This window comes from Paenibacillus sp. NAIST15-1 (assembly GCF_001894745.1).
Lineage (GTDB): Bacteria > Bacillota > Bacilli > Paenibacillales > Paenibacillaceae > Paenibacillus_B > Paenibacillus_B suaedae.
In genome coordinates this window covers 1-25,318 of the sequence record NZ_BBYF01000017.1, presented here as the reverse complement: position 1 = coordinate 25,318, position 25,318 = coordinate 1, and the positions used below count along the sequence as shown (strand labels likewise).

The 25,318-nt window shown below is 48.5% G+C and carries 16 protein-coding genes and 1 riboswitch; of the genes, 2 read left to right on the top strand and 14 right to left on the bottom strand.

All coding sequences use genetic code 11. From position 1 onward, the window contains the following. Nucleotides 1-32 precede the first annotated feature (32 nt). From PBN151_RS24545 to PBN151_RS24525, 5 genes are all read right to left on the bottom strand, one after another. Complete coding sequence (locus PBN151_RS24545) at nucleotides 33-1,481, bottom strand: sensor histidine kinase (RefSeq protein WP_072731099.1); 1,449 nt, start codon at nucleotides 1,479-1,481, stop codon at nucleotides 33-35. After that, entirely contained in the window at nucleotides 1,474-2,046 is a 573-nt protein-coding gene (locus PBN151_RS24540) for an ANTAR domain-containing response regulator (RefSeq protein ID WP_072731098.1), read from the bottom strand. Before PBN151_RS24540 ends, PBN151_RS24545 begins: the two co-directional genes overlap by 8 nt. A gap of 77 nt (nucleotides 2,047-2,123) precedes the next feature. After that, on the bottom strand, nucleotides 2,124-2,555 hold the full coding sequence (locus PBN151_RS24535) for a EutP/PduV family microcompartment system protein (RefSeq protein ID WP_072731097.1): 432 nt from the start codon (nucleotides 2,553-2,555) through the stop codon (nucleotides 2,124-2,126). A 12-nt stretch (nucleotides 2,556-2,567) separates the two neighbouring features. After that, nucleotides 2,568-2,924 (bottom strand): BMC domain-containing protein, encoded by a 357-nt coding sequence (locus tag PBN151_RS24530; protein ID WP_021252539.1) that lies wholly within the window; start codon nucleotides 2,922-2,924, stop codon nucleotides 2,568-2,570. A gap of 195 nt (nucleotides 2,925-3,119) precedes the next feature. Then, nucleotides 3,120-4,262 (bottom strand): 1-propanol dehydrogenase PduQ, encoded by a 1,143-nt coding sequence (locus tag PBN151_RS24525; RefSeq protein ID WP_072731096.1) that lies wholly within the window; start codon nucleotides 4,260-4,262, stop codon nucleotides 3,120-3,122. A 250-nt stretch (nucleotides 4,263-4,512) separates the two neighbouring features. Between PBN151_RS24525 and PBN151_RS32370 the strand changes: the two genes are divergently transcribed. Next, the gene (locus tag PBN151_RS32370) at nucleotides 4,513-4,644 is read left to right on the top strand and encodes a hypothetical protein (protein WP_265332133.1); all 132 of its coding nucleotides are present in this window, start codon (nucleotides 4,513-4,515) and stop codon (nucleotides 4,642-4,644) included. 4 nt (nucleotides 4,645-4,648) lie between these two features. Next, a riboswitch (adenosylcobalamin (AdoCbl) riboswitch) is annotated at nucleotides 4,649-4,800 on the bottom strand. A 110-nt stretch (nucleotides 4,801-4,910) separates the two neighbouring features. Here the strand turns inward: PBN151_RS32370 and PBN151_RS24520 are convergent. The 7 genes from PBN151_RS24520 to PBN151_RS24500 all read right to left on the bottom strand — a co-directional run bounded on the left by PBN151_RS24520 (nucleotide 4,911) and on the right by PBN151_RS24500 (nucleotide 11,531). Further along, a complete protein-coding gene (locus PBN151_RS24520; protein WP_227775049.1) occupies nucleotides 4,911-6,227 on the bottom strand; it encodes an alpha/beta hydrolase family protein in 1,317 nt (438 codons plus the stop codon). After that, complete coding sequence (locus tag PBN151_RS32080) at nucleotides 6,224-6,385, bottom strand: hypothetical protein (protein ID WP_227775047.1); 162 nt, start codon at nucleotides 6,383-6,385, stop codon at nucleotides 6,224-6,226. Before PBN151_RS32080 ends, PBN151_RS24520 begins: the two co-directional genes overlap by 4 nt. Then, nucleotides 6,369-6,827 (bottom strand): DUF3021 family protein, encoded by a 459-nt coding sequence (locus tag PBN151_RS24515; protein ID WP_072731095.1) that lies wholly within the window; start codon nucleotides 6,825-6,827, stop codon nucleotides 6,369-6,371. Before PBN151_RS24515 ends, PBN151_RS32080 begins: the two co-directional genes overlap by 17 nt. A gap of 12 nt (nucleotides 6,828-6,839) precedes the next feature. Beyond that, a complete protein-coding gene (locus PBN151_RS24510) occupies nucleotides 6,840-7,277 on the bottom strand; it encodes a LytTR family DNA-binding domain-containing protein (RefSeq protein ID WP_072731094.1) in 438 nt (145 codons plus the stop codon). 232 nt (nucleotides 7,278-7,509) lie between these two features. After that, nucleotides 7,510-10,614 carry a collagenase gene (locus PBN151_RS24505; RefSeq protein ID WP_072731283.1) on the bottom strand — a complete coding sequence of 1,035 codons (3,105 nt, stop codon included), beginning with the start codon at nucleotides 10,612-10,614 and terminating at the stop codon, nucleotides 7,510-7,512. Next, nucleotides 10,526-10,747, bottom strand: a complete 222-nt coding sequence (locus tag PBN151_RS31500) for a hypothetical protein (protein WP_175560790.1) — start codon at nucleotides 10,745-10,747, stop codon at nucleotides 10,526-10,528. The genes PBN151_RS24505 and PBN151_RS31500 overlap by 89 nt, the downstream gene beginning before the upstream one ends. Nucleotides 10,748-11,072: 325 nt before the next feature. Beyond that, entirely contained in the window at nucleotides 11,073-11,531 is a 459-nt protein-coding gene (locus PBN151_RS24500; protein ID WP_072731093.1) for a GNAT family N-acetyltransferase, read from the bottom strand. A gap of 298 nt (nucleotides 11,532-11,829) precedes the next feature. On the opposite strand from PBN151_RS24500, the gene PBN151_RS24495 reads away from it, so the two are divergent. Next, on the top strand, nucleotides 11,830-12,678 hold the full coding sequence (locus PBN151_RS24495) for an MFS transporter (protein WP_072731092.1): 849 nt from the start codon (nucleotides 11,830-11,832) through the stop codon (nucleotides 12,676-12,678). A 66-nt stretch (nucleotides 12,679-12,744) separates the two neighbouring features. Here PBN151_RS24495 and PBN151_RS24490 read toward each other — a convergent pair whose 3' ends face one another. Further along, nucleotides 12,745-13,623 (bottom strand): chitosanase, encoded by an 879-nt coding sequence (locus tag PBN151_RS24490; protein WP_227775045.1) that lies wholly within the window; start codon nucleotides 13,621-13,623, stop codon nucleotides 12,745-12,747. 266 nt (nucleotides 13,624-13,889) lie between these two features. After that, the coding region (locus PBN151_RS24485; RefSeq protein ID WP_072731090.1) for a non-ribosomal peptide synthetase at nucleotides 13,890-25,318 on the bottom strand (11,429 nt) is incomplete at its 5' end.

The following is a 25,318-nucleotide window of genomic DNA, read 5'->3' as shown; positions in this document are numbered from 1 at the left end:
ATGGTTGACTTTAAGCCTCTTTGCTTCTAAAACTACGCCCTTGTAGTTCGAATATTTATTTTTTTGAACGTAAATGTAACAGCCGTGCCCTTATCACCTGATGCAATCGTGAGCTTCCCTTTCAGCTTATCCTTCACATAGCTGCGAACGATCGACAGCCCTAAGCTCTTGCGAGAAGCTTCTTCTACCACGAATCCTGTTCCGTTGTCTGCAACGACGACGGTAACAAGACCTCCTTCGACTTGCGCCGTAATCGTGATTTCACCTTCTGTACAATCCCCGAACGCATGCTCATAGCTATTGTGCAGCAGCTCACTTACAATCAGCGCGATATCTACGGTACGATCACTATCTAAGCAAATACTGTCTGTTGATGAGATGTTCACTTTGATAGCATGGCAATGAACGAAGCAGCGCTCAATATTTGATGCAATGAGCCGTATGACATCGAGCAGATCTACCTGTGCATCGATTTCCGTCGATAGCAGTTCATGAGTAGCCGCAATTGCCAATACCCGACTGACACTGTCATCCAGACATTTCTTAGCCTCAGGGCTACTGCACTGTCGGCCTTGAATGCGCAGCAGGGATGCCACCGTCTGCAAATTGTTCTTCACTCGATGGTGAATTTCCCGAATGGCTACCGACTTCGAGATGATCTCTGCTTCCTTGTCCTTTATCTCGGTTACATCGTGCAGAATGACGCCTACGCATAGATCCTTCTCCTCAATGAATAGCCGCTTCACTTGGAAGTAACGGCCTGCAGCCTTCACATCTGTCGTCAATGGACAACACGGCGAAGATGAATGCTGCTTCATAACCTCGGAGAACATCGTCTGATCGAGCGACAAATTGTCATAATGCAAGCCCTGTATATCCTCCAAATAGCCAAGCTGTCTATAATACGCATCTGCCTGATTATTTTTAAGCTTCAAAAATCCATGCTTGTCAAACACGAGAACAGCGTCCTCCAACTGATTGATAAGCGAATCCTTGAAGCGAAGCATAGCCGTCAGCATAGAAGACATCTCGCCATCTTCATACGGCGCTCCCGCCATATTGAAGTGAGCTTGAATATTGTCACTCACATCTTTTTCATAAATGACAACTGCAATGACGCCATCTTGATTTTTCATCGGATATACCGTCTGCCGAACCAGATGATTCTCCTGCGTGTTGGCGACAAGGCCTTGCGACATAATGCCAGTCTCCAGAGTTCTCAGAACGCCAGGCTCATTCTCGCGCAGCGCCTTCTCTCCCGTAACTGGCCGCTCATACAAGGACTGTCGTTCGCTCGGACGGCGATGATATACGACGATAGCCTCGTTCGATACACTGGACAGTACATCAATGAACACATCGTCTTGCACCTCGGTATGTTCAAAAGACTCCGCAATTTCGCATATCCACGCCATATCCGCTTCAGACAACCCCGTATGGAGTCTGCACAGCTGCTTGATTCGTTCTTTGAAATCAATCATAGGACATGACGATCGTGGTTGCGATTTCCATCATCGGACATCGTCTATCCATACTTAATTTGCGCAGGGTTTGATAGGCTTCCTCCTCGGTATAGCCATTTTCCTTCATCAAGATCCCTTTCGCCTTCTCCACTGCTTTGCGCTCTTCCATCTTCTGCGTCAGCTTCGATAGATTCTGCTCCAGCTTGCGTATCTCCTTGCCTTTGGCAATGGTCACTTCCACCATGGGAATGAACGACTTTTCATCAAGCGGCTTTACCAGATAGCCAAGCGCACCGACAGCCGAGGCTTTCTCGATAGTCTGCTTGTCGCTGAAGGCGGTCAGGAGAAGAATTCCTCCTGCCAGCTGCTCTGATAAGATTCGTTTACTAGCCTTGAGCCCATCGAGGATGGGCATTTGAACATCCATGATGACGAGGTCAGGCAGATGCTTCTTACATAATTCGATGGCTTCAAATCCATCGGAAGCTTCGCCTACTACATTGTAGTTCGCCTCTTCGAGCATCTCACGAATATCCATTCTTGTAATAGGTTCGTCGTCGACTATTACAATTTTTCCATTCATGTGTCATGCACCTCATTGTCTGCCGTTATTTGCTTGTCTATTGGTATTGCGCCTCTTGTAATAATAGAATCAGCCGTTTACGCCTCCAAGTATTGCTGAAGCGCCTCCACTCCCACATTCTCTATCGTCGAGACTTCAAATATCTGTTCCACGCCAGCCGCCTGCAGATGAGCTCTCGCTTGTGCGATTTGCTCCTGCGACTCGGCCAGTTCCACCTTCGTTACCACGCCGATGACCGGCTTGGCAAATACGGTTGCAAAGGCGGGTGGGAAGTAACTATCTTCCTTCGTGCAATCTTGCACAAGCCCGATTACGTCAGCATCTACGCTCGATACGAGCAGCATCTTGTACAAATATCGGTTCTCGATGCACTCGCCAGGCGTATCGATTGCTTGGTCGAAGCTTTCAATCGCTTGCGTCTTTTTATAGGCAATTTCTTGACCATGCAGCCATTGGCACAGAGTCGTCTTGCCAGAACCGGTACTTCCGGCGAAAATAATTTTTCTCATCAGCTTCTTCACCTACGTTCTTGTTATGTTCGCAGCAGTTGAGAAGCCTAAAATATTTTGCAGTCCAAACAGCACTTCACTTATGGCGGATTCGACAGAGGATACATCGCCTGTAATGACGAGTGATCCGCTGAAGCGATCAACAAAGCCAATCTGTACGCCAGCCGCCTTCGTCGCGATATCCGCTGCAATAATGGACGCCTCGCTTGGTGTTATCGTCATGACTCCGATGGAATCATGTGCGTCATTCCCTAATCCCAGCTTCTTATAGATATCTGGATTCGGATTCGCGATAATATGAGCCAGCGTGACCTGTTTACCAGGCACGTACTCTTGGATAACGCGTTGTTTCTCAGTGTGTTGCTCCATACCATCATCTCACTCTCATGTCAGAAACACGTGAAATTGCTGTAAAAAAACATAAAAGCCCCTTAAAAGTTCACACAGGAATTTTAAGAAGCCTCTTTGCTTGGTTTTGTATGCAACACGCCGTTGTGTTACCTTTACTATATTTTAATACTGCAAACGTTGTCAATACACATTCAGACAAAATTCGACGCAAACCTACGATTGAAACATTTTGTTCAAAATTTCAGCCACATCTCCTGCTGTTGGTACACGAGGATTCGTCGCGGTGCAGCCGTCTTTCAACGCGCCTTCGGCAACCGACGCTCTCATTTCATCCAACAGCGCCTTCTCAACTCCGCATTCCTTCAGCGTCTGCGGCATCTGCAATTGCTTCTGCAGCTGCTTGATAGCTTGCACCAAGCTGCGTACACCGCTCTTCGGATTCGGTGCGGATAGACCCAAGCTCTTCGCGATTTCTGCGTAACGAACCGCTGCAGCTGTGCTCTCTTCTCTGCCATAGCCTGGTTTATAATTTGCATTGTATTCAATAACATGCGGGAGCAGCATCGCATTCATGCGGCCATGCGCAATTTTGAATTTGGCACCTGCGACATGCGCAATGCCATGATTCAGCCCCAGTGATGTAATATTGAATGCCATTCCCGCAATACAGGAGGCATTATGCATTTTTTCACGTGCTTCTAAATCTCCACCATCCTTATATGCACGTGGCAAATAAGCAAACACCAGCTTGATAGCCTTCTCTGCGAGCGCATCGGATATATCATTTGCCTTAGTAGACACATATGCTTCAATCGCATGCGTCAATACGTCCATTCCGGTATCCGCCGTAATGAAGTCCGGCACACTCTTGACTAGCTCTGGATCCAATATCGCCTCTTGCGGCAGCATATCATCGGACACAAGTGGGTATTTGATGTTTTTCTGTTTGTCGCTAATAACAGAGAACGATGTCACTTCTGATCCTGTTCCGCTTGTAGTTGGAATCGCGACGAACGGAATCTCCTGCTGGTTCAGCAGCTTCTGCGCAAACAGCTTCATTGCCTTAGCCGCATCAATCGCAGATCCACCGCCAATTGCAATGATTAAATCTGTGTTGAACGCACCCAATGCCTCAACACCTTCAGTTACGATTTCAACAGGAGGATCGGGTACGATATTGCTGAAAATATATTGCTCATTGCTCTCATGCAGTCGGTCGAATACCATGTTGATCATCCCTGATTTGACCATGAATGGATCGGTAACGATGAAAATCCGCTTATTACGCCATTCCATCAGACGATCCAGCGCGCCATGACCCATATAGAGATCGGCTTTGATCGAAAGTTTATCCACGTAAAGCACCTCCAACGAGTAGTTGCAACAAAAAAAGAGGCCTCTCAAAGGGATGGTTCCCTTCAAAAAGCCTCTTTGCTTGTTATGTCGTGTGCACGCCATTGTGCAACTTATCATTCAATTATCATCTATACTGTACATCGTAACGCAAACATGCGTCAACCTCAATAGGGTCGAGTTCATCATTACGACAAATCTCAGTAAGAAAAAGTTGGGACATGCACATCATTGTGCATCTGATTCTTCTTCGTTGAAGAACGTCCCGCTTGCCTCGCTTGTACATCATCGTATATTCGGCGGCGACCACCAGGCCAACTCGACTGCATTGTCGACTGCCTTCGAGAAATATAAAAAAAGCCTAGTGAGGCGCAATCGTCACTAGACTTGTAAACCAGTCACTTTCGCCTCGAAATGACTGGCCTGGCAAAGTTACTAGACAAAAGACCTGACTTAAGACCGAGTATTCAGCCTATTACAGTGGCGGGACCGTGTTGGATTTGCACCAAACTTCCATTGTCTATAACTTCTTCTGTTGTGCATGACGTGAATGGTCGTCCATTCGACATTTATTATAGCACAAACGATCTGAAGCGCAATATGAAAAAAGATAAAAGTTGAGGATCGAAATAGTTAAGAGTGATTTGCCCATCAATATGTTCCCGCAGATGTGAAGCTGCCCTGCCCTTTGAGATAGCAATCGAAAAACTGTACGAGAATATGATTCATCGTCTCAAGACAGTAATAAGGATCAATTTCTGCCATCCTACCGCCCTGCAGCACATTAGATATTAGCGGGGAAATGAGGGACAGGTCGGTAAGACTCATATGCTCCGCTCCTTGGAAATGGACGGTATGCACTACTTTACCGTTTTTATCAATAACTTTGTTAGCTGCATAAGGGGATTTGCTGTTGCGCTGTAGGAGTTGTACCCACACAGCGTCAGAATAGATATTAAGAAGCGGAGTCGTATAGGTCTTGTTGCTTGCCGCAAAATCATCGGTCTCCTTGTTGTATACGAGCTCGCCAAACATCGCAGCATCGATATTAACAACGGCGCCAACATCATTACGCTCCCTGCCAAGCCAAGTGCTTGCTGCTCCGCCCATGGAGTGTCCAAACACACCTATCTTTTGAGTATTCACTAGCGCATAAACCTGGTCACTGCTCGTTTTTGCTTTTTCCAAAATCGTATCGATTACAAAATTCATGTCATCTGTACGCAGCTTCATCCATTTTTGATTAAGCCCATAGGTCTGCTCTACCGTGTATGTTCCCTTGTTGGCACCAAAGACTTCCTGCATATATCCCTGATCGATGAACGCCCTGTTTCCGTCCTCGGACTCCGTATAAAAAGAATGATACGGATGATCAATAGAGCATACTACGTACCCGTGGCTCGCAAGCTCCATATAGGCTGAATAATTGCTTTCTTTGCTGCCGAATGCACCAGGAGAGAATACCAACAGCGGATAGGTACCGTCTGCCTGTTCAGGATACCAAAACTCAACATTAACGTGCCGATTTTCTCCTGTGTCTGTAAATTGTTCGATACGATTTTTGTCAACATAGGTGTATGTTGCGGTTGCGACTTGATATTTCCCCGTAACAGGTAGCAAATGATACTGCGGGAATACGAGAGCAGGAGTTATAGTGATGACAACGAGCATAAACATAGCAATTGCATTCCTGATAACGCGGCCGCTTTTATATTCTTTGTGCTCCTCTTTGCTGCGTATGAGCGTCCATACTCCAAGTTGCGCCCAGACAAGCAGCAGCAGTCCAAGTCCCATCCAACGGAAGCTCCACTCGATGACCGAAGCCAGTGTGAAAATTAGGAATGCTGCAAAAGCGCCAATCCTTATCATGGCTTTGATCTTTTTCTGATACGACTTCGTACAAATGCAGAATACTGCAAATGCTACTTCACAAACAACTGCAATAATCAATATGATGTTTCCTATCATCCAAATCCGAGCCTCCTCTGCTTCATTCGTGCAGCATCAGCATACATAACGATTGGTGCAGAGTAAATATGAACGACACTATGCTGTATGAATAACAAAGTAAGCTGTAAAAAAGACGAGGTAAGCTGCTGCCTCCCCGTCTTATTGTTCTTCATCATTTTTTAGTTTTTGTAGCTTCTCGTTGATTTCCATTGCGACCTTCCTGTCACTGCTCCATTCAAGCCAACGGACAAGCAGGGAGATAATTGCGATTTCAAATGCGAGTATCATAGTGTTAACTACTCCCGTTACCCAACCCATCCAATTCGTGAGAATAAGCAACACTACTTCTAAGATCACAAAATGGATCAAAATTCGCAACCGCATTCCCTTTTCGCTTGTATCATCAGCAGAATAATAGAACAAAGGACTTGGCAAGACACCCACCAAAGCGCATATCATGATTGCGTATATATGATGGAAACCGAGAGAAAATATCGAAGCATCCGAGCCGTCTACCCATATATTTAGATGGTTCAGCAGGGTGATGAATATGACAATGCCTGCAAATACAAGCAAGTAATTTCTTACAAAGCTTTTTACAATCTCTGAAACATTCATGTTCGTCCCTCCCTATAGACCAAGCATCGATTTCAGAATCGGCACATATTGACGCGACACCATAACCGTCTCTCCATTATCCATTCTCGCCTCGAACCTGCCGCTGATAGACGGCTTGATGTACGATATTTTAGCGATATTGAGAATGCTAGATTTCGATGCGCGGAAAAACTTCTTTCCCTCAACTACCTGTTCGAGCTCGTACAGCTTCTGTTTCGCTTCAAACACCTTATCCTTGCAATACATAAATACCTTGTTATCCACCGATTCAAAATAGTACACATCGCTGAGCTTGATTTGGTGAATCGTATCCTCTTGAAAGCCCATGAGCATCTTATTTTTTACTTTTATCCGACTTATCAGACTCATGATTTCATCAGTGACTTCATGACATCGTATAATAATTTCTTCTTCTTTCTGAATATCGATTTCTTCGATTGATATTTTCATAGCTATTATTCACCGCCTATTTACCCCTTTTGTCGGTCATCGCTAGACTTTTTCATTTCCTTACACCAAACTCACTCTACTAAGTATAATTGTGGTTCATAAAATTGGAAATATATTTTGATAAACGCTTGATAACTGAAAAAAAGCGTGCCGCTCAATGAAGAGTGACACGCTCGCTTTTTCGGTTACAGCAGCACTTCGGTAACCAACTTACCTGTTATGAAATTAAATATTATTGAATTTCGAGCTTGTAACGAACATCCTCATCGGCAAATTTATACACATACAAATGATACCGGCCAGGTTCCGCTTCGACTTGACCCTTCATCCAATTTCCGTCTATATCAACAGGATACAGAACTTGCTCATTATCGCCCTCGCGGTACAACACCCAATTTACGTGTTCGCCCTGCTGCTTTTCCAATCCAATGTTCAACGATGTTGGTTTGTCCAAGTCAATCATGAATACATCCTGCTTGTCGTCTCCTTCAAGCGTTCCATTTACCGTCCGGCCTACTGGTACCGGTCCATTAGCCATGTCAGGCGCATCATTCGGTTCAGTCTCCTCAAATAAAGACACCTCTGGTTCAGGCTGTTGCTGCGCTTCCGACTTAACAGACAGACGATACGACTGATCTCCTTCTGTTGCCGCATATACGTGTAAATAATAGGTTCCCGGCTCGGAAACGGATATAGAGCCAGCTAAGCTGTTCCCTTCCCTTTTAGTCGGATAGGCCTGATAATTGTTCGGGTCAGACTCATGGAATAGCACCCAAGCTACTCCCAGTTCCTGCGCCGATTCCAATTCGATCGTCCATTCCCCTGCCTGCTTCGCGTCAAAACGATAAATATCCAGCGCATCCTTATTACTCAATTTACCGGAAATCGTTTTTCCTGTATCGTCGAGTCGAACAGCTGTCTTCCATGTGTCGTTTGGCTCACGATCCGCAGTATCTTTTTGATCGCCGTCTTTATCCCCATTGTTGCCTTCGTTGCCGTTTCCGGGATTGGTGCCGCCATCCGGCAATTCTACATCCCCACCGTCTGCACCTTCGGGAAGCTTGCCATTGAACACAACATCATAAACGAAATTGCCTTCATCATTAACACGGTAATTAGTAAAGTATGCCGTAAGCGTCTTGTATCCGTTCCATGGTTTGTCTGACAAAGATTGCAGGAAGCCATCCGTCAACTTGTTCATCGACTGCCAATCTTGTTCTACTCCTGCAGAGGCACCGCCGACATAAGTGCCGCGCAGTTCGTACGATTTGAACAAGCCAGAATTACTTTTCTTAACGCTTCTGTTGCGAAGTCCAGCCACATTCGTGATCTCATCGTAAATTTCGAGTTCCGGCTTCTGCTCTACCGCTTGTAAATAGTCGTCAGATACGAGCGGTGTCGACAATTCTTCATAGCGAGCAACCGCCTCGTCGATAGAGCGCTGGTATGATTCGTTCGTGCGTGCATCGCCGCTTATGGACGCGAGCTGCTGCTCATAAGCATTCGCATCATTGTACCGGATGGCACGATGAATCCGATCCATCGCATTAAAGTCATGATGATATAAATAGTCGTATAATGCAAAGGAATAATTATAAAATTGCCATGATCCATATTTTGAATTTACGGTATCCGACACAGTGAAGCGCTGCCCCGGCTCGTCACCAACCAAATAGCCGACAACCGACTTGCGGGGCTTAATTCCCTCCATTCGCGTGGCGCCAGCGAAGAATTCGGCTCCGCCTTCATCGAACCATTGCATGCGTCCGCCTTGATACAACGGCCCTTGTCCAAACTGGCCCGGCACCTCAAAGCGTGCTTGCAAATAATGGGTAAACTCGTGCCGGAACAACTCCTCCAAACTATAAATACTTTGATTTTCCGTGCGATCATACGTAAAGAAGGTACCTACCCCTTCGATATAAATACCGCCGTTTTCCGTGTCGTACCCGTACAAGAACTTGTTCATCTTGTATTCATCCGGACTGTTATAAATGACGATCGTAAGTACATCGTCTGCATTTCCCGCCTCTAATGGCTTGTCATTGCCAATGACCCGGTGGAATTGGGCCTTCACTTCTTTCGCCGCCCAATATAAGCGTTGGAGTTGCTCTTGGGTCAATTGGCCCCCCGCCCGGAACACTATCTGGCCATCATCGAATTCAACCCGCTGCGGTAAATAATGTTCCTTTCCGCGCTGCTTCAGTTCGTCGATATCAACCCGGTTGCCAAAAGCGTCCTTCTCATCGTAATTCCGTGCAATCTGATCTGCTGCTACGAAATAGAACTCCCCAAGCTTCGGCTGCGTCTGCATAACGTCCGTCAGCACCCGGTTCGCTTTCTCCGGATCGCTATGATAATGCCCGAGCGCGCCAGAATAGTAAATTGCATTGCTGGTCAGCCATTTCTTATCCTCTGCTGTGGAACCTTCGCTCCCCAGACGGAATAATTGCTCCAAATATCCGTCTATATTGCCTTTGAATTCGGCCTTCTGATCCGGCTCGGTCATGCGATACATCAGAACATACCCGACGCCCTGGATTACGTCGTAGAAGGCCTTTCCAGATAAGAAATTACCTCCTAATTGCTCTTGGCGATCAGTAAAGTCTGACAACAGTCCGGTCAACCGGTTGACGATATACGTATCAACTGTGACGTTAGAAATCAGTCTGCCCGTTGCCGAAATAACTGAATGCTGCACTTCATTTCCCCAAGTAAAAGACGGGTTATCAATAATCGCCTTTATAGCAGGCAGCATTTTCTCACGGAAATCCAGCTCATTAAGGCGACTCAGCTCCTTATTGTAATACCCCAGGTATACACCAGAACGCAGTACCTCTACCAACGTTGGAATACCCTTCATATCCTCAGTTGTAAATCGTCTTCCGCTCTCCTCCAGCCGATCAATGATCGCTTGCATGCGATTTTCGTCCGCATAAAAACGTCGACTATCCTCATTTAATTTGAACAACTCAGGAATCTTTTCCCAATCAATGCTTACCAGCAGATCTGTAAGCTCCTCATACGACAGTGCATTCAAATCGGCCATGCTGTATGTGGATTGTTTGCTTATGCTCTTTACAGCCCGGGCAGGCGGCTCCGGGATCCCTGGATCTTCAGACTGTTCCGCCATCGGCAGTCTTCCTTCCATGTCGGACGGCAAATCAGATCCAGAAGGTTCTTGCTGTGCGATCACATTGTGAATTCCAAACTGAGCGGCATCTTCCCGAACCTGCAATCCTCGCTCCTCAGCTGCTGCGAAGCCCGCTGTACTCCCCGTCGCGATAGTGGCCGCCAACAAAATCGAAGTCCACTTCATCCATGCTCGTTGTTTCATCTGCTCCTTCATCTGTTGTTTCTTCTGTTTTTTCGTCAGTTGTTTCGTCTGATGTTTCATCTGCAGTTATCCCCCATGTGTATATTGGTGTACGTTCACGATAGATGAACGATAAACCTAATATCGGCGTCACACAGAGCTACAGTCATGCAGCTAAATTCCTGTTTTTATTTCCGAATAGTACTTTCGACGCAGCAACTTCTTCCCAGAATTAGGACGAAGACCATACATATTCGAATCCCGTAAACCTTTACAAGGGCGCTTTCACCCATTTCATCACATTGTCGAATTTTGCAAGTAATGAGGAGGTCACTCTAAAATAAGAGCATACAAAATCAGTTTCCTTTTCATCAAACTAGGGAAAACATCCATTGAATAAATCATTAATTCTGGGGATTTGAGAGAAATTATATCTCTTTTTGGCAAAAATAAAGGGCAGCTCTCCGCTGCCCTTTCGATTAATATGTTAGTTTTTTCCTGTATATTCGTTTATAACCACCTTCCAGCAGCGGCGCTGATTCTACAAACTCCCAACCTTGTCTTTCGTAAAATCCAATATGATTCGTGTTCAAGTATAAATTATCATATCCGAGCCGCTTTGCCTCTTGTACAACATATTGTTGAAGCGCAGCCGCGACTCCTTGTCCCCTTGCTGCTTCCGTCACATACAAGCTCGCCAGCCATGGGTACAAATCTTGACGACACTTAAAATCATTCATCCATAGCGATACCGTACCTACAGGCTGCTTATCCAGCAAAGCCACGAATGTCATCGGCACACGGTCGACATGGACATGATGTTCTGTCGCGTACTTGATCGCTTCGTAGGGCTTATCGCTTGCCCATTGCTGCCACAGCCAATGACTCACCTGTTCCAGTAAATCCATTCGGTCTTTCAAATTGATAATTTGCAGCAAGATCGTGGTCCCCTTCCCTTTTCACGAATTCACCAGTTCTAATGTATTCATTTGTTTCCTTTGTCGTAGCCCTATTTTCCGTTATCGTACCAAATCTACGAATACACGGACAACCCATATTTTAGCGACAATGTTGTTTAAAATCGATCGAGTTCTATTCTATTCGCGTATTTTGGATGGTACGTATCCAGACATGTCTGCCTCCTATCCAGTATGGATAAGGAGGTTTTTTGGTTTCTACAACTTGCTAAAACATCATCATTCATGTGGTGCAGTCCACCAGTAAGGAGGCTTTCGTATGGTTACCTTTCTCAAAAACAACAAAATACTCGCAATATTAATGCTCAATATATTTATTGTGATGGCCGGTGTTGGCTTGATTACGCCCATCCTGCCTGAATTGATCATCGAATTCGACGCAAACGGTCAGGCGATGGGATTGTTAGTTGCCGCTTACGGCATTACTCAGTTTCTGCTGTCCCCGCTTACAGGCAGCCTGTCTGATCGATATGGGAGAAAAACATTTATTCTTGCCGGACTTGTCATATTCAGTGCTGCTAAGCTGCTGTTCGCTCTTGGAGATGCGCTGTGGATGCTGTATGCCAAATCAATAACATCCAAATATGCGATGCTCTTCATGCTTGTACTAGTAATGACTTTCGGACTCGCCAATTATGAATCCGTGCTCGGCTTATATGTAACGACCCAATTCCAATTCACAGCACAGCATATTGCCATCATTCTAACCACCGGGGCGATAATCGGCGTTGGCATGCAAGCATTGCTTGTCGCGAAAATCATTCAGGCATTCGGTAAAACGAAGGTAATCAAAGGCTCTCTTCTCTTAATGTCAACTGCCTATATTGTACTTTTATTCGCTACTCATTTTTGGAGCATATTCCTTGTCACTTCCATCATATTTTTTGCGGTATCCATGCTTCGGCCAGCGTTGAATACGCAATTATCCAAGATGGCAGGCAATGAGCAGGGGGATGTAGCCGGGATGAATAATGCTTACATGAGCGTTGGAAATATTGTTGGCCCCACTTTGGCTGGTTTCTTATTTGACGCCAATCTATTCGCTCCATTTATAGCGGGCTGCTGCATTCTTTTCATCACTTTTTTAATGATAGTTAGATGGAATTAAACTGTACCTTTCAAAAAGATGACAGAAAAAATCCCGCATCCGAACAACGGTCGCGGGATTTTTGACTTATTTCATTTTCCAACTGGTGACTTTAACGACCGCTTCGTCAGCGTTCTTGAGGTCTGCTTTCCCCATATCCCACAGTTGGCTCCATTGCTTCACACGGTTCTTGCCGTTAGGCGGCTGATTGTATTGGTTGGTATCTACGATTTTTGTTCTCTCGTCATAAAATTTTTTCATAAATGTCTTCTCGTCGTTACTTTTGCCTGAACGAGACAAAAGGCCTTCAAGTGTTCCGGAACCTCCAGTAGCGCCCTGATTTAAGGCTGTATCGACAAAGGAACCGATCGTCAGCGCAGAATTGAAACCGCGTTGGCGCGCTTGCTCCACGCTGTATTTTATGTAAACCTTATAAAAGGTTTGCCACATTGCCTCTCTCCACGCACTATTGTTTTGCAAATTTTTGATTTTGCCGCAGAACACTTTTTCGCTATCGTTAATTTTCAATATCGATCCTTTCATTGACCCATTAACACCAATTCGGGACAAGCCTCCTTCAACCGAAGGTTTAGAAGCACCGCTAGCAGCGTCGAATTCCTTGAACAAAGTCGGGCCGTCCGGATGCTTGTCGTTGTCTCCCCCTGTCGTGGCTCCGAAAATGCCGATTGTATACCCGCGATCATCATCAATGTCCTCGCAGTACCCATAGTACTCGGTCCATTTAAGCGAGTCCTGCTCAGGTTTGTTAATGAGTTTCATAATATTGTCCCACTGCTCGCCATCAAGTCCTGTATTGGCACGAAGGAACTTTAGCGTCTTTGCTGAAAAATTGTCATCGGGAGAGCTTGCAGCAGAAGCCTTCGATGGAAGCAGCGCAATTACTCCGGACAAGGAAACAAGTAAAGAAAATGAGAGCAGGACGGCCATTAATTTTGTCCTTTTCATAATTGGCCTTTCGTTGAACATACCAGTAGCACCTCCAAAAATAATGGTTTAAAGCGAAACTCCATGCGAAACTTCAAACCTTTTTCATCTCCTTCCTTCAAGATCGAAAAATGATGCCAATGTTGCTTGATTTGCTGTTGCTCTTGGGCATGCCACCCTGAATATTATGAAGCTACATCTAAAAGAATTCTTTACTTATTTGTGAAATATGGAAAAAGACGGGAGATAATAACTCCCCCGCCTTCTACCTTTACCGTTATTCTTCATTACACTTCCCGCTGGAATATGGTTCTGATAATAGCTCCATTCCTGCTTGCATCCTCGTCTTCCAGCATCTTTTCATGCTTCCCGCTTCCTTGATACAGGTTGTGATCTCCAGAGGTCCAGTTCTCCCAGTAATTATGCGTTGACTGCTCTTCCGCATATTCCGAGCGAATCAAGTGAATACAGGCATGAGTCCTTCCAGTCGTCGCCACGCTGTCAACCCATGACTTGTATTTGACGATGTTCTGAAGTACTTCCTCTCCGTCTGCTTCAGGCACATGAGCGATGAAACGCGAAATTTCGTCCTGCAGCGACTCAACATACGCTGCCTGATCCGCAGCTTGGAGCACGTTCTTTCTCGGATAAGCGTCTAGCATGATGAGATGAGCTACTTCCCGCCCATCGCTCTCCAATTGTTTGGCCACTTCGAAAGCCAAATTTCCACCTGCCGAGTAGCCAAGCAAATGAAGCATTCCTTGTGGCTGTAACTTCTGAATATGGTTCGCATAATAGCGAATCCTATCTTCCGCTTCGATAAAGTCAAAGGCGTAAATCGCGGCAACATCTTGCAGTTCCTCCGCCATTTTCATGAACACCTGACCATACCCCACAATTGGCGGGAAACAGAACAGGGATACTTCGTTATCCGGGTTCCATACCGAACATATATGTTCCTCAACCTTACTTCCCCGGGCTTCAAAATATTGCGCCAATTTTGCCACGGTCGTATGGGCAAAGGCATCACGAAGGGAAATTTCCAGCTTCAATTCTCGCCGAATCTTCCCAATTGTCTGAATCAATCTCAACGACTGCCCGCCGATCTCGAAGAAATCATCCTCAATTCCAACACGTTCTATACCCAATACCTCCTGCCATAGATCGGCAAGTGCTTGCTCCAGTGAATTTCGAGGAGCCGTATATTTAGTCTGCTGAATTGCAGGCATCGAGATCTGATGCTTAGCCAGCGTTGCACGGTCAACCTTGCCGTTGGCTGTCAGCGGCAGCTTTTCAAGCTGATGGAAGCGAGACGGAATCATATAGTCAGGCAGCTGCAAACGCAATTGTTTCCACAATTCTGCCTTGTCGATTGGACCTTCGGCCACGACAAATGCACTCAAATCCAATATACCCTGGCTATCCGGAATAGCCAACACAGCAACCTCCGTGACCCTGTCCATTTGCTTCAACCGCGCTTCAATCTCTCCCAGTTCAACCCGGTAACCGCGGATTTTTACTTGATGATCGCTGCGACCTAAGTACTCGATCATACCATTTGCCAGTACTCGGCCACGATCACTTGTCAAGTACAACCGCTGATTCGAAGCGATCGATTGACTCACGAATCGCTTGTCTGTCTCAGCCGGCAGGTTCACATAGCCTCGGCTTACTCCATGTCCGCCAATTGCGATTTCCCCCACAACACCCATCGGAACTGGTATTGCATTAGAGTCGACAATAAAAACCTGTTCGCCTGCAATCGGTCTTCCTAATACCGGTCGGTTCCGGAAAATTTGGAACTGTTCGACATCCATCTTCATTGCTATGGAACCGATTGTCGTCTCCGTCGGCCCATAATGCTGCATCACTTCGGCACACTCATACTTGGCAAAGAACAGATCCACATCTGCACAGTTGATTGACTCCCCGCCGAGTACGACCAAACGAAGATAGTCGTTAACCGAATGCTCCGCAAAACACTGACTTCTTACAAGAAGACCGAACAGGGACGGTGTCATTTTGACGTAAGTGATTCTTTCCCGGATAAGGTACTCCAGCAAATTTTCCGGATCCATGTAGGTATCTTTACCTGGCAAATGCAGCGCCGTCCCGGACAATAGAGCTGAAAATACTGCCGTATATCCCAGGTCAAAGGCGAATGAGGAAACAAGGGCCGTACGATCCTCCTCCACAATGCCAGCTTCTTCGATAAACCATGTTGCATAAGCCGCCACATTTCGATGCATAATTTTGACGCCCTTTGGCGTCCCTGTACTTCCCGATGTATAAATGACGTATGCCAAATCGTCCAAGCTGCGACTTGCATTCAGCCTATCATTGCTGACACCCGACGATTTTGCAGGAAGCCGATCCAAACTCAGACACTCCACCGGAAGATGCAGACTGGACTCCCATTCGCTTATCGTCAGCAGCAGGGCTGTCTCCGAATCCTTCAGCATGTATGTCAACCGCTCTGAATTCACCTCAGGATCGATCGGAAGATAGGCACCGCCGGCTTTCCAAATCGCGAGCATTCCGATGATTAATTCCGGAGATGGCGGCAGGAAGAGACCGACAATCCGATCCGGGCCTACTCCCCTGTCAAGCAACAGCTCGGCGAGGCGGTCGGCTTGTTCATTCAACTCCTTGTAAGTCATCCGGCTTTCACCGCAAATGACAGCGTATCGATCAGGCGTTCTTCTGGCTTGCTTTGCATACCATTGATCCAAAGTGTGCTCATCACAACAATTCATTGATGCACCTTGCGTATAGGCTTGCATCCGCTGCCGCGCCTCTTCGTCAAGCAAAGGCAAATCCGCGAGCCGCTGCTTTGGATCCAATACTGCCGATTCCAATAGCACTTTAAAGTAAGATGCCCATTGTTCAATCGTTGCACGGTCAAACAGATCCGCAGCATACGTGAAAGTAAGGCTCATCCCTTTTTCATGCTCAATGGCGGTTAGCGTGAGATCGAACTTTGCAGCGATTCCTTCGTACGGATAGGTGGTCAACCGGACATGTTCCAGCTCCATTTGCTCCTTCTCCATATTTTGCAGGACAAGCATGACATCAAATAGAGGACTGCGGCTCACATCCCGCCGACTGACAACCTTTTCCACCAGCTCTTCGAATGGATACTCTTGATGGACGAACGCATCAAGTGCGTTTTCCTTTACTTCCAGCAAATAGCTTAAAAACTCTTTTTCGCCGGCCGGGTTGGTACGCAGCGCTAGTGTATTTACAAACATGCCCAACATATCAGCAAGATCTGCATGCGGCCTGCCAGCAGTGGGCGAGCCGACAACGATATCGTCCTGTCCGCTGAGACGCGACAGCAGCGTACTGTATGCCGCCAATAGCAGCATGTAGAAGGTAGTCCCTGTATGTTGCGTTAGTTTTGTCATTTCTCCGGTAAGATGGAGATCCAATTCCAGATGCACCCTGTCTCCTGCAAAACTGCGTGCAGGCAGTCTCGGGTAGTCTAGAGGCAATTCCAATACCGGAAGCTCTCCCGTATATTTCCCCAACCAATACGCTTCCTGTTTTTTGTAACCTTCCATCATCACATACCGGCTTTGCCAAGTGCTGTAATCTTTATATTGAAGGCGCGGGAACGGCATAGTCTCGCCGGAGTACAGCTTCCCGAACTCCTTGATCAATATACTCATCGAAACGCCATCCGAAATGATGTGATGCATGTCGAACAGCAGCAGGTGCTGTTCCTCTTGCAAGTGTATCAGTCCTACGCGAAGCAGCGGAGCGCGTGTGAGATCAAATGGGAAGTAAAACTCGCGAATCGCCTGGCTTGCATCCTCTTCGTTCGCCTCCGTATAAGAAACGGAGAATTCCACCGTATCATGTACGAGCTGAACGGGACTGTCTTCCACCATTTCAAATGAAGTACGCAGCACCTCATGCCGCTTAATTAGGCCATGAAGCGCATCATTTATGCGCTCCAAATCAACTGGCCCTTCCAATTGGAAAATGTTCGGCATATTATAAGCCTGTTCTTCTCCTTGAAGCTGCTGCAATACATACATCCGTTTCTGGGCAGAGGATAACGGATAGTAATCTTGATTTGGTACAGGAATCAAATCTTCATACGGTGAGCCCGCCGATGATTCGATAATTTGGCTCATCCGTTCAAGCGTAGGCGCCTGGAATACATCGTGCAGCTTGATTTGTGCATGCAGCTGTTGATGAATCCGTGAAACCAGCGTCATTGCTCGTAAAGATTGGCCTCCTAGTTCAAAGAAATTGTCGTTCAGACCTACCCGCTGTACCCCTAATACATCCTGCCATAGCATCGCAAGCCTAATCTCCGTTACTGTCTGCGGCGGCAGGAACGCACTGTCCGATACCGCATTCTTTTCTGGCTCGGGCAGCGCCATGCGATCAAGCTTGCCATTTCTCGTAAGCGGAAGTTCCAACAAATGCATGAAATGCGCAGGAACCATATATTCAGGCAAAGCGACGCTAAGGTGATGTCTCAATTCAGCTGGTTCCAGGCGCTTGCTGCTTACGTAATAAGCGCACAAAACCTCGCTTCCAGCCGGCTCTGCCCAAGTTACGACCGCCGCTTGGCGAATATCGGCATGAAGCAGGAGTCGTGCCTCAATTTCGCCAGGTTCAATCCGATAGCCGCGTATTTTGACTTGCTGATCGATTCTTCCCAAATATTCGAGCGTTCCGTCCGAGAGCCAGCGCACCAAATCCCCAGTTCTGTACATTCTTCCGCCTGCAATAAATGGATCCGGCATGAATTTCTCATGTGTAAGCTCCGGCAGATTCCAATACCCTGCAGCTACGCCTTCGCCCCCAAGACACAATTCCCCAGGCACCCCGACTGGGAGCAGCTGACCCTCCGTGCTTAATACATAGGCTGTCGTCCCCTCAATCGGCCGGCCGATCGGAATGTTGTTTTTGCTATGGACATCCTCGATTGCAAATGCAGTCGAGAATGTCGTGTTCTCGGTAGGTCCATAACCGTTCCAGATCATAAGCTTTGGACATGCCATCTTCACAGCGTAAGCATGCTTCGGCGAAAGAGCCTCCCCGCCAATAATCAGGTGCTGTACGCTGGCAAACAGAGCCGCATCCTCATCGGATAGATGATGGAAGAGAGATGTCGTCAAGAACAGAACCGTAATCCTTTGCTCCGTCAAAAACGCCCCTATTCGACGCGCGTCCAGCAGCACGTCTTTCTCAACCGGATGCAAGGATCCACCGTGCAGGAGTGCTCCGAAAATTTCAAACGTAGCCGCATCAAAGCTTACCGAACCAGTCTGTGCGAAGCGATGATTGTCATGGAAAGGAACATACCCATTGTTATTCACCAGATGAAGTACATTTCCGTGCGTTACCAGCACTCCCTTTGGTCTCCCCGTGGTGCCCGAGGTATATAGAATGTAGGCCGGCTCATCAGAACCACAGTCATGCGCTTCTTCAAGCTCCAAACGTTCCAAATCCTCTAGCGCTACTAAAGCTTGATCCTGAAGATCTCCATTATCAAGTGTGATGACCGTTCCCGGATAAGACGCCGGAACTGTTCGTTTTTGTGCAGCCAACAGGAATTCCGCTCCGCAATCGCCCAAGATATACAGGCCACGCTCCTCAGGCGCGTCCGGATCCAGCGGCACATACACTCCACCCGCCTGCAATATTCCCAGTACCGCAACGACGAATTCGATTGAGCGTTCCGCCAGAATGGCAACGGCTGCCCGCGGCTGCATTCCTTCTCTCCGCAGTCTAGCGGCAACAAGACTCGCTTGTATCCACAGCTCCGCATAAGTGAGATGCCGATCACCGCTTACAATGGCCGTCCGATCCGGATATAGGCCGGCTATTTCCTCAAATCGCCGATCAATCGTCGTCGTTCGAGGCTTGGTTTGGATAGGCAAGCCGCTGTATGCCATCAGTTGATTGAGCTCATCGTCTCCCCTCATTAATCTAACTTCACCGAGAGTCGTATCCGGCTCAGACGTCACATGATTCAATAGCTCCGTCAAATGACCAGCCCATCGTTCTATCGTTTCCCGCGTGAACAAGGCGGTAGCGAACTCCAATGATCCGTAGTAGCCAGCCTCGCTCTCGGATACCATTAAGCTGAGGTCAAACTTGGCCTGCGTATCGGCAAGCGGATAAGAATCGACTTTCAAATCCGAAAGATCCTGCTGTAAGGTTTCGGCATTTTGAAGCATGAATATCACATCGAAGATCGGATTGCGGCTCAAATCACGCTGGATGACAACTTGGTCAACTAATTCCTCAAAGTGATACTCGCCATGTTCAAAGGCATCAAGCGACGTTTGCTTGATTTCCTCAAGGTATTCGGCAAATGCTTTTTGTTCGGAAGGGAATGTGCGCAAAGCCAGCGTATTGACAAACATCCCCATCATACCTGCGAGATCCGCATGCGGGCGTCCGGCTACCGGCGAGCCAACAATAATCTCCTCGTTGCCAGACAAGCGGGACAGCAGGGTACTGTATGCCGCCAAGAATACCATATAGACGGTAACCCCTTGGTTCAGTGCCAGCCGCTGGATCGCTTCCGACAATGGTTTCTCCAGCTTAAAATCAACTCGGTCGCCTGCAAAACTGCGCAAAGCGGGACGCGTGAAATCGGTTGGCAGCTGCAAAGTCGGTAGTTCGCCCGTGAAATGATCGAGCCAGTATTGTTCCTGCTCCCGGTAAGCATCGCTAAGCGCGTACTTCTCCTGCCATACGGCGTAATCTTTGTATTGCAGCTTTAACGGATCCAGCGCTTCGCCCGCGTACAGCTTCACAAATTCAGTCACCAAAATATTCATTGACGCACCGTCCGAGATGATATGGTGCATATCCATCAACAGCAAGTGCTGCATTTCACCAAGTCGCAACACGGTTGCGCGCAGTAGTGGCGCTTCGCTTAGGTCAAACGGGCGAAGGAATGCCTGGATGAGCTTCTCGACGTCGCTTTCCTCCGCTTCCTCATAAGATACAGAGAAGCTCCATTTGTCTTGTACCTGCTGTATCGGCTCGCCATCTATGATAGCAAACGAAGTGCGTAGCGATTCGTGACGGGCAATGAGCGCATGCAGCGCTGCTTCAAGCTGTACCCGTTCCAGTTTTCCTTCAAGCCGCAGCGCCACTGGCATGTTGTAGCTAAGCTCGGCTCCTTCTAATTGATGCAGGAAATAGAGCCGTTTTTGGGACGATGACAGCGGGTAATGTTCTTGTTCTCCTGCCGGAGTCAATGCTTGATACATCGCGCTTCCTTCCACATCTTCCAGCGCAGCCGCCAGCCCTTCGACCGTTGGCGAAAGGAACAACTGTCTTAACGGCAGTTCTATTCCGAGCAACTGGTGAATCTTTGATACGAGCGTCATCGCCTTCAATGAATGTCCGCCCAGCTCGAAGAAATTGTCATGAATGCCTACGCGTTCAACGCCCAGTACCTCCTGCCACAACTGCGCCAGCTTCGCCTCAGCGTTGGTTCGCGGCGCTGTATATTCCGCTGCCGTTCCACTTCCCGATGGTTTCGGCAGTGCCCGGCGATCCACCTTGCCATTCGGTGTCAGCGGAAGCTCCTCCAGCTGCACGAAGTACGATGGAATCATGTACGATGGCAAAGATTCAGCCAAGGCGGCGCGGATCTCGACTGCCGCAAGCATTTGCTCATCCCTTGCACCTGTTATATAGGCGCATAATTCCTCCGCATGATCTTTTTCCTCTTTCGTTTCTACAACAGTTACGACGGCTTCGCTTACGCCCGGAATACGCAGCAGGCTGGCTTCGATTTCGCCTAGTTCAATCCGGTATCCCCGAATCTTCACCTGATGGTCGATACGTCCCAGATGCTCCAGCCGCCCGGCTGGCAACCAGCGCGCCAAATCCCCGGTCCGGTACAGACGTTCTCCAGAGACGAACGGATTGTCAACAAATTTCTCGGCCGTCAGCTCTGGTCGCGCCCAATATCCGCGTGCGACGCCCGCACCACCAATACAGAGCTCTCCTGCCACACCAATCGGCTGCGGTTGAAGCTCCTCGTTCAGCACATATACCTGCGTATTCGCCATCGGCCGTCCGATGCTGATTCGCTCCTCCCCGTCCAAGCGGTCGAACGTGGACCACACGGTCGTTTCTGTCGGCCCGTACATGTTGTACAGCGTCGCATCCGTATGCTTCTTCAACTGTCGATACAAGTTGGAAGGGAAGGCCTCCCCGCCTACCAACAGCGTCTTGACGCTCCGCAGCTGCGCCGCGCTCCGTGCATTACCGAGCAGCAGCATGAGACGCGAAGGCGTCATCTGCATCATCTGCACCGGATGCTGAGTCAACAGTTCTCCCAGTACGGCTGGATCCTGCTGCGCTTCCTCGCTTGCGAGGACGATCTGCATGCCGCAGCTCAGCGGCACCCAGCTCTCTGCGGCGAAGATGTCGAAGGACACCGTCGTTACGCACAGCATCGAAGCATGCTTCCCGAACGGAAGCTCGCGGATCATCCCCGTGATGAAATTCACCACGTTTCGATGCTCCACAACGACCCCTTTCGGCGTGCCAGTCGTACCAGAGGTATAGATGACGTATGCGCTGCCGGATGGTTTTATTTCCACGCCAACGGGCTCGGCAGGATATTCTTCCAGCAGTTTATGGTCGTCCACAAGTAATGAATAACATAGCGATGTATCTTGCAAGACAGATAATGTCTTCGCATATCCTGCATCGGTAAGCATTGCCTTCATCCCGGAATCCCGGATTATCGCCTCCATACGCTCCTTAGGAAGAATTGGGTCAATTGGAACGTACGCGGCCCCGGCTTTTAGGATTCCTAACAGCCCTGCGATGAGCTGCGGCGAACGATTTATCAGCACGCCTACATGATCTCCCTCCGTTATGCCATGAGCCTGCAGCCATTGGGCAATGCGGTTCGCCTGCTCCTCCAGCTCCCGGTAAGTCAGCCGCTGGTCTGCACATACGACAGCCAGTTGATCCGGCGTCTGTGCTGCCTGCCGCTCGAACAACGAAGGAATGCTTGCCTCTTCCGGAATCGCTGCCTTTGTATCATTGAACTGCACGAGCAGTTGTTCTCTCTCAGCCGCTGTCAGCAGTTCCAGCTCCTGTACCGGAATGCTTGAGTCCGCTGCAATCTGTTCTGTGATTTGCAGTAAATGTCTTTGCAAACGCTCCATTCCATCTCGTTCGTACACCTGCGCATTGAAGTCAAAATGAAGCGTCAGCTCTTCCCCAGGCATAATCATCACATTCAGGTCATAGTTGGTTTGTTCCTCTGCTTGAACTGCCGTAATGTTCAGTCCAGCCGCATCTCCAAGTGATGCTGCCTGCTCCTCCACCGGGTAGTTTTCGAATATCAGAATGTGATGGAACAGCTCTCGATTTTTCGAACTTTGAGCTTGAATTTCATGCAGCGGATAATAGTCGTAAGCTTGGGACGCCAGCGCTTGCTCCTGATTTCTTTGCAACACTTGGGCTACTGTGTCTCCCGGCTCGCACTTCACCCGAACCGGAATCGTATTGATGAACAGCCCGATCATTCCTTCCACACCAGGAAGATTTGCCGGTCTGCCGGACACCACGCTGCCGAATACCGCGTCGCTTGTCCCGCTGTATTTGTGCAGCAGCAGTCCCCATGCCGTCTGCAGCAGGGTATTTACCGTCACTCCCTGCTCTCGTGCTGCTTGGCTGATCCGTTCAGTTCGCTTCCGATCCAATGAACAGGTCACCCGCCTTGCTTCATATCCCTGTACTTGGCGCTGCCGTCTCGGTAGCTCTGCCGCTTGATCGAAGCCCCCAAGCAAGTCTGTCCAATAGTTCGATGCCGTTTGAGCGTCCTGTTCGGACAGCCAGCGTATATATTCGCTATACTCGCTCACTCGCAGCAATTGCGGCTGCTCTCCCTTGCACAAGGCCGCGTACACTTCAAGGACTTCCTTGACCACGATCGGCAAGCACCATCCATCCATCAGAATATGGTGGAAGCTCCACAGCAGCTGGTGCGTCTCCAGTCCCGTACGCACGACCGCTACACGCATCAAGCCGTCCGCCTCTACCGCAAATCCTTTCTTGCGGTCTTCTTCCTTGAGTAAGCCCAACGCCTGCTCTTGTTCCGCCGCACTCTTCATCGATAGGTCGGAATAATCAATCTTCAAGGTACGGCTTCGATAGACCACCTGCAGCGGCTGATCGCGCCAACCGCTATCTACGCTCGTCCGCAGTACCGCATGCCGCTGGATGACCCTATTCCAGCTTCGTTCCAATGCGATTAGATCCAGTTCTCCCTGCAGCGAAATGAGCATTTGGTTCACATAAGCCCCCGCCTGAGGATCTAGACGGCTGTGGAACAGCATTCCCTGCTGCATAGGCGTCAAAGCATATACATTCTCGATGTCCCCGATGTGACGATTCCGCTGTACTAGCGCTTCTAGTTCCTCAATCGTCATGTCTGGCTGCATCACGTCGCTAGGCGTCAGTTCTATGCATTCTTTTGCTGCGCAGTGACGAATCACTTCCTGCAAATGATGCTTTAGCCGTTTGCCCAACTGCTGCATCGTTTTTTTGCGATATTGCTCGGCGCTATAGCTCAGATTCAATGTCAATGTTCCTTCGGCGATCATGCCGTTAAATTCGAGTGTGGCTGCCCTTTTTTGCCTGCGGCTTGCCGCATCCCCGGACGAAAGCGAAGACATTTGAAGCGCGCTGCTCTGCAAGTCCTGATCGAACTGCCCCAAGTAATTAAACGAGATCTCAGGCGCCAACGTCCGGATACTATCCTCCCGCGATGGGGACAGATAGCACAAAATGCCGTACCCGACGCCTTTATGCGGAATGCTTCGCAGCGTTTCCTTGACCAGCTTGATGCACCGCGGCAGATCCAGATCCGCTTGCATGTCAAGCATGACCGGATACGCACTCGTGAACCAGCCTACCGTCCGGCTTACGTCCACATCCGGCAGGATGGATTCCCTGCCGTGCCCTTCCAACATGACGGCAACCTGCTCACTGCCCGTCCATTCTTGAATCGCCATTCCCAGTGCGGTCAGCAGCAGATCGTTAATCTCCGTCCCGTATGCCCGGTTCGCTTGCGTTAATAACTGCTGCGTTTCGCGCCGCGACCATTGCAAGGTAAACGTTGCGCTGTTTTCGACCGTGTCTCCGCCTTGATCGTAATCCTTCGGCAATGGTCTTTGCTCCCGTCCCGTCATCTGACTCCAATATTCACGTTCCGCCTCCATAGCCGGACTTGAAGCATAAGCAGTCAGTTGTTGCGACCAGAGTTGGAACGAATCGGTTTTCAACGGAAGACGAATGTCCCGCCCTTGTACAACCTGCTCGTACGCCGTGGCGAGGTCTTCCAGCAAGATCCGCCAGGATATACCGTCAATTACGAGATGGTGAATCACGATGAGCAAATGATCGCCATCACCGCATTGGAATAAGCCCAGCTTTACGAGCGGACCGGTCTCTAAGGAGATGCCGGAATGCAGCTCGCGAGCCTTCGCTTCCACTAACCGACTCCACGACGGCTCCTCCAGCTCTTCCCGTCCTTCCTGTAAATCGGTACCCTGCCGACCGTTTTTCCGAATCTGTTCTTGCCGGAAGTCGAAGACTTCCAAGCCGTAACTTTCCCCTTCATTCACGGCACGGTTCCAAGCAGTATAACTGCCATCCGCTGCAGGCGTGAACACCATTCGCAGCGCGTCATGGTGTTCTGTAA